Source organism: Nocardiopsis chromatogenes YIM 90109 (genome assembly GCF_000341185.1).
Classification (GTDB): Bacteria; Actinomycetota; Actinomycetes; order Streptosporangiales; family Streptosporangiaceae; genus Nocardiopsis_A; species Nocardiopsis_A chromatogenes.
Genome location: NZ_ANBH01000038.1, coordinates 1 through 6,701 on the forward strand (window position 1 = coordinate 1; position 6,701 = coordinate 6,701).

Genomic DNA, 6,701 nt, shown 5'->3' on the forward strand with positions numbered 1-6,701 from the left:
GGAGGGCGTCGGCGGCGCCGACCAGGCGGGTCGTCCCGCCGGGGTGGACGGCCCGGCTGAGGACGGCGTTGTGGTGCGCGATGATCTGCTCGGGCGCCAGCCCCGCGTCGGGGTCGCCGGCGGCCATGGGGGCGTGGCCGTCCTCGACCAGGTCCACGTCGAAGCCGTGCGTGGCGGCGGACCGGACCGTGGCGTCGACGCAGTAGTCGGTGGCGGCCCCGGTGACCACGGCGGTGTCGGTGCCGTGCGAGCGGAGAACGGCGTCCAGTCCGGTCTCCCAGAACGCGTCGGTGGCCCGCTTGGGGATGATCCGGTCCCCGTCCCGGAGCCCGACGAGGGGGCTGACCCCGCGCCCGTCCTGCGCGGGATCGAACAGGTCCCCCCGGGGTCCGACCTGGTGGGGGACGACCACGGGCACCCCGTCGCGGTGGGCGCGGGCGACGATCCCCCCGATCCGCCGCGCGAGTTCGTCCCCGCGCCAGATGCCTTCGACGAGGAACGCGTGCATGTCGATGACGAGCAGAGCGTGGGCCATGGGCTCAGGCTAGGGCGCCGGACGATCGGTCGGACAGTGGTTTCCGGGGGTGTCCCCGGCCAGAGGGGGGCGACTGCCGACCGGTAGTCCGGTGGGGTGCCAGGCCAGGGGCAACGACGACGAAGGACGGCACCCCTCCTGGCAGCACGGTCGGCGGCCGACGACGCTGCGGGGTGGGCCGCTGCCCTTTGTCGTCGCCGCCGTCCGTCCCACACTCCGGCGGCCCGCCACTCGGCCGGGGTTCGGAAGCGGGGTACCTGCTGATCCGCCCGCCTGCCCGGACCACGAGGCCCCGCCGCCCGGCAAGCAGGGCTGGGGAGCCGCCCGGCTCTGGCTGTCGCCGTCCAACACGGCGACCACGCACACGCCCGGCGGCCGACGACGCTGCCGTCAGGCCCATCTCCCTCTCCGCCCAAAAACAATCACGCGTGCTTGTTTTTCGGTTCCCTGCGTGGCACGCTCGTCGGCATGGATGAGACCGGTGACACACCGATCCGGATCGGGAACGCCTCCGGGTTCTACGGGGACCGCTTCTCCGCGGTGCGGGAGATGCTCGACGGCGGGCCGCTCGATGTCCTGACCGGGGACTACCTCGCCGAACTCACCATGCTCATCCTCGGGCGCGACCGGCTCAAGGACCCCTCGCTCGGGTACGCCCGGACCTTCCTCCGGCAGATGGAGGAGTGCCTGGGAACCGCCGTCGAGCGCGGCGTGGCCGTCGTCGCCAACGCCGGGGGCCTCAACCCCGCCGGGCTCGCCGACCGGCTGCGGGAGCTGGCCGACCGGCTCGGCCTCCGGGTGCGGATCGCCCACGTGGAGGGCGACGACCTGCTGCCCCGGGCGGCGGAGCTCGGGCTCGGCGCGCCGCTCACCGCCAACGCCTACCTCGGCGCCTTCGGCATCGCCGCATGCCTGAATGCCGGTGCCGACGTCGTGGTCACCGGCCGGGTCACCGACGCCTCCCTGGTCGTCGGCCCCGCCGCCGCCCGCTTCGGGTGGGGCCCCGACGACCACGACGCCCTGGCCGGGGCCGTCGTCGCCGGGCACATCATCGAGTGCGGCGCCCAGGCCACCGGCGGCAACTACCCCTTCTTCACCGAACTGGAGGCCGAGGGCCACGACCTGACCAGCCCCGGGTTCCCCATCGCCGAGGTGCACGCCGACGGGTCGTCGGTGATCACCAAGCACCCGGGCGGCGGCGGGGCCGTCACCGTCGGCACCGTCACCGCCCAGCTCCTCTACGAGGTCGCCGGGGCCCACTACCCCAACCCCGACGCCACCGCCCGCCTGGACACCGTCCGCCTCACCGGGCAGGGCCCCGACCGGGTGCGCGTGGACGGGGTGCGCGGGCAGGCGCCGCCGCCCGGCCTCAAGGTCGGCATGAACACCGTCGGCGGGTTCCGCAACGACGTCACCCTGGTGCTCACCGGCCTCGACGTCCCCGCCAAGGCCGCCCTCACCGAGCGGCAGCTCCGCGCGGCCCTGCGCGGACGCGAGCCCGAGCGGCTGGAGTTCCGCCTGGGACCGCCCGCCGACCCCGACGCCCCCGACCAGGACGGCGCCTCGGTGCCGCTGCGCATCACCGCCGCCGACCCCGACCGCTCCAAGGTCGGCCGCCCCTTCGCCAAGGCGGCCGTGGAACTGGCGCTGTCCGGCGTCCCCGGCTTCCACGCCACCGCCCCGCCCGGCGACGCCCGCCCCGACGGCGTCGCCTTCACCGCCGCGACCGTCCCCGCCGCCGAGGCCGCGCACACGGCCGTCCTCCCCGACGGGACCCGCCTGCCCGTGCCGCCGCCCGAGGCGACCGCCGAACCGCTCCCCGTCCCCGAGCCCGACCTGCCGCCCCCGCCCGCCCCGGGCCCCGTCCGGCGCGCCCCGCTCGGCCTCGTCGCCGGGGCCCGCAGCGGCGACAAGGGCGCCGACGCCAACGTGGGCGTGTGGGCCCGCACCGACGAGGCCTGGCGCTGGCTCGCCCACGCCCTCACCACCGAGGAGTTCACCCGGCTGCTGCCCGAGACCGCCCCCCTGGCCGTCACCCGCCACGCCTTCCCCCGCCTGCGGGCGCTGAACTTCACCGTCGCGGGCCTGCTCGGCGGCGGCGCGGGCAGCCGAGCCCGATCCGACCCGCAGGCCAAGGCGCTCGGCGAGTGGCTGCGCGGACGCCACCTCGACATCCCGGAGGCCCTGCTGCCGTGACCGCCCTGCCCTCCCGCCTCGACCCCGCATCGCCCGCCTACACCGCGGCCCGCGAGGCCATGCTCGCCAAACTGGCCGAGATCGACGCCGAGCACGCCAAGGCCCTGGCCGGGGGCGGCCCCAAGTACACCGAGCGGCACCGCTCGCGCGGCAAACTGCTGGCGCGCGAGCGCATCGAGCTGCTGCTCGACCCCGACGCCCCGTTCCTGGAGCTGTCCCCGCTGGCGGCCTGGGGAAGCGACTACCCGGTGGGCGCGAGCGTCGTCACCGGTGTCGGCGTCGTCGAAGGCGTGGAGTGCGTGGTCGTCGCCAACGACCCCACCGTGCGCGGCGGCGCCAGCAACCCCTGGACCGGCCGCAAGACGGTGCGGGCGATGGAGATCGCCGAGCAGAACCGGATGCCGCTGGTCAACCTGGTGGAGTCGGGCGGGGCCGACCTGCCGGGCCAGAGCGAGATCTTCATCCCCGGCGGGCGCCTCTTCCGCGACCTGACGCGGCTGTCGGCGGCCGGGATCCCCACCATCGCCCTGGTCTTCGGCAACTCCACCGCCGGCGGCGCCTACGTGCCCGGGATGAGCGACCACGTGGTGATGGTGCGCGAGCGCTCCAAGGTCTTCCTCGGCGGGCCGCCCCTGGTGAAGATGGCCACCGGGGAGGAGAGCGACGACGAGTCCCTGGGCGGCGCCGAGATGCACGCCCGCGTGTCCGGGCTCGCCGACCACCTGGCCGACGACGAGTACGACGCGCTGCGCATCGGCCGCCGCATCGTCGCCCGCCTCAACCACCGCAAGCCGGGCCCCGCCCCCGCCCGCTCCGCCGAGCCCCTGCACGACCCCGAGGAGCTCGCCGGGATCGTCCCCGACGACCTGCGCACCCCCTTCGACCCGCGCGAGGTGCTGGCGCGCATCCTCGACGGCTCGGAGTTCGACGCGTTCAAGCCCGCCTACGGCGCCGGCCTCGTCACCGGCTGGGGCCGCCTGCACGGCCACCCGGTGGGGGTGCTCGCCAACGCGCAAGGGGTGCTGTTCAGCGAGGAGTCGCAGAAGGCCGCCCAGTTCATCCAGCTGGCGAACCGCGCCCGCACCCCGCTGCTCTTCCTGCACAACACCACCGGCTACATGGTCGGCAAGAAGTACGAGCAGGGCGGGATCGTCAAGCACGGCGCGATGATGATCAACGCGGTCGCCAACAGCACCGTTCCGCACCTGTCGGTGCTGATGGGCGCCTCCTACGGCGCCGGGCACTACGGCATGTGCGGCCGCGCCTACGACCCCCGCTTCCTGTTCTCCTGGCCCAGCGCCAAGTCGGCGGTGATGGGCCCCAAGCAGCTGGCCGGGGTGCTCTCGATCGTCGCCCGCGCGTCCGCCCAGGCCAAGGGGCGCGCCTACGCCGACGAGGACGACGCGGCCATGCGGGAGGCCGTCGAGCGGCAGATCGAGGCCGAGTCGCTGCCGCTGTTCCTGTCCGGGCGGGTCTACGACGACGGGGTGATCGACCCCCGGGACACGCGCACCGTGCTGGGCCTGTGCCTGTCGGCGGTGCACAACGCCCCGGTGCGCGGCGCCGACGGGTTCGGCGTCTTCCGGATGTGAGGCCCCGGGCCGTCCGGGCGCGCGCCCGGACGGCCCGGGGAGCGGAGGCAGGCCAGAGCCGCGACGGCGGCGGAGCGGAGGCGACGTTGAGGAGGAGCCCGCAGATGATCGGCACCGTGCTGGTCGCCAACCGCGGCGAGATCGCCCGCAGGGTCATGCGCACCTGCCGGGACATAGGCCTGGGGACGGTCGCGGTGTACGCGCCCGCCGACGCCGGGGCGCCCCACGTGCGCGAGGCCGATGCCGCGGTGCCGCTGGACGGCGACGGCGCCCGCGCCTACCTGCGCCCCGAGGCCCTGGTGGAGGCCGCCGAGCGCGCCGGTGCGGACGCCGTGCACCCCGGCTACGGCTTCCTGTCCGAGAGCGCGGCCTTCGCCCGCGCCGTCGCCAAGGCCGGGCTGGCCTGGATCGGACCGCCCGCGGAGGCGATCGAGGCGATGGGCTCCAAGACCGCCGCGAAGGCGCTCGCCGAGCGCGCGGGCGTGCCCGTCTCGGCGGCGCTGGAGCCCGAGCAGGTCACCGAGGCCGACCTTCCGGTGCTGGTCAAGGCGTCGGCGGGCGGCGGCGGCCGGGGCATGCGCGCCGTGTGGGCCCTGGCGGACCTGGAGGCTTCGGTGGAGGCGGCCCGCGCGGAGGCGGCCTCCGCCTTCGGCGACTCCACCGTGTTCTGCGAACCGTACGTGGAGCGCGGTCGGCACGTGGAGGTGCAGATCCTCGCCGACGCGCACGGCGCCGTGTGGGCTGTGGGCGACCGCGACTGCTCGGTGCAGCGGCGCCACCAGAAGGTGATCGAGGAGGCGCCCGCCCCGGGGATCGGCGACGGCCTGCGGGAGCGCCTGCACGAGGCGGCCCGCCGGATGGCAGGGGCGATCGGCTACACCGGTGCGGGGACGGCGGAGTTCCTGGTCGGCGAGGACGGCGGCGCGGCGTTTCTGGAGATGAACACGCGGCTGCAGGTCGAGCACCCGGTGACCGAGTGCGTGACCGGGCTGGACCTGGTCGAGTGGCAGGGGGGGGGGGGCNCCGCGCCGCGCGGGCACGCGGTGCAGGCGCGGCTCTACGCCGAGGACCCGGCGGCCGGGTGGCGGCCCTACAGCGGAACGGTGGCCCGCTTCGATGTGCCCGCGGCGCGTGCGCGCTTCGCGGTGCCCGACGGGTTCGGGGTGCGCGTGGACGCGGGTGTGGAGGCCGGGACGCGTGTCGGGGTGGAGTTCGACCCGATGCTCGCCAAGGTCATCGCCTGGGGGCGGGACCGGCGCGACGCGCTGCGGCGGCTGTCGGCGGCCCTGGCCGGGGCCCGCCTGCACGGGGTGGGCGGCAACCGGGACCTGCTGGTGCGGGTGCTGCGGCACCCGGTGTTCGCCGTGGGGGAGATGCACATCCGCTTCCTGGCGGAGGAGGGGCTGGACGGGCCGGTTCCGCGCGCTCCGGGGGCCGACGGCCGGGACGTCGGCGGGCGCGCGGAGGGGGCGCGCCGAGCCGACGGAGGCGTCCCGGCGCTGGCGCAGCCCCTGGCCGATGCGCGCGCGGTGCGGCTGTCGGCGCTGGCGGCGGCCCTGGCCGGGGCCGAGCGGAACCGGGCCGGGGCGCCGGTGCTGGGCGGGCTCCCCGCCGGGTGGCGCAACCTGCCGTCGGCGCCGCATGTCCGCCGCTTCCGGGGACCGTCGGGGCAGGAGGTCGAGGCCGCGTACGCGTCCGGCCGGACCGGCCCGCTTCCGACGGAGGAGGCGGCGGGCATCCGGGTGCGCGGAATCGCGCCCGACCGGGTCGAGCTGCTGGTCGACGGGGTCCTCCACGCCTTCGAGGTCGCCCGGGCGGAGGGGACGGTGTACGTCGACTCGGTACTGGGTCCGGTGGCCCTGGTGCCGGAGGACCGGTTCCCGGAGCGGGAGGCGGCGGTGCCGTCGGGGACCCTGCTCGCGCCGATGCCGGGCACGGTGGCGCGCGTCGCGGCCACGGCGGGCGACCGCGTGGAGGAGGGCGCCCCGCTGCTGTGGCTGGAGGCCATGAAGATGGAGCACGAGATCCGGGCACCGGTGACCGGAACGGTGGCCGACGTGGCGCAGGCGGGAACCCGGACGGACACGGGCACGGTCCTGGCGGTCGTCCACCCGGACTCCGGCGGCTGACGGTGGCCCGTACCGACCCGGCCGACGTGTGTGCTTCGGGCGCGGTCGGCCTCTGCGGCCCTTCGGGGCGTTGTGACCGCCTCCCGCGGGGCGGCCGAAGGCCGTCGGCGCACAGCGAACGCGCCCGGCGGCGGCCATGTCCCGAATTATTCGTCCGACCAGGTCAGCGAGATCGTCGCGGTGCTGGGGCGGCCCTGCACCCGCGCCGGCACCCGATCGGTGGCCTGCTCGTCGGCGGGGGGGCCCCCC

Annotated in this window: 4 protein-coding genes; 3 read left to right on the forward strand and 1 reads right to left on the reverse strand. The window is 76.2% G+C overall.

Features of this window, described 5'->3' with window-relative positions; genetic code table 11:
* Positions 1–535 (reverse strand): isochorismatase family protein (locus D476_RS0103685; RefSeq protein ID WP_017622629.1); only part of this gene is annotated, 535 nt, incomplete at its 3' end.
* A gap of 468 nt (positions 536–1,003) precedes the next feature.
* On the opposite strand from D476_RS0103685, the gene D476_RS0103690 reads away from it, so the two are divergent.
* The 3 genes from D476_RS0103690 to D476_RS0103700 all read left to right on the forward strand — a co-directional run bounded on the left by D476_RS0103690 (position 1,004) and on the right by D476_RS0103700 (position 6,452).
* A complete protein-coding gene (locus D476_RS0103690) occupies positions 1,004–2,731 on the forward strand; it encodes an acyclic terpene utilization AtuA family protein (RefSeq protein ID WP_017622630.1) in 1,728 nt (575 codons plus the stop codon).
* Positions 2,728–4,323, forward strand: coding sequence for an acyl-CoA carboxylase subunit beta (locus D476_RS0103695; RefSeq protein WP_017622631.1), 1,596 nt, complete (start codon positions 2,728–2,730; stop codon positions 4,321–4,323). The genes D476_RS0103690 and D476_RS0103695 overlap by 4 nt, the downstream gene beginning before the upstream one ends.
* Positions 4,324–4,427: 104 nt before the next feature.
* Positions 4,428–6,452 (forward strand): ATP-binding protein, encoded by a 2,025-nt coding sequence (locus D476_RS0103700; RefSeq protein ID WP_017622632.1) that lies wholly within the window; start codon positions 4,428–4,430, stop codon positions 6,450–6,452.
* Positions 6,453–6,701 lie beyond the last annotated feature (249 nt).

Coding starts and splice junctions, on each gene's coding strand:
- D476_RS0103690 (WP_017622630.1), top strand. CDS start 1,004: ATGGATGAGACCGGTGACACACCGATCCGGATCGGGAACGCCTCCGGG.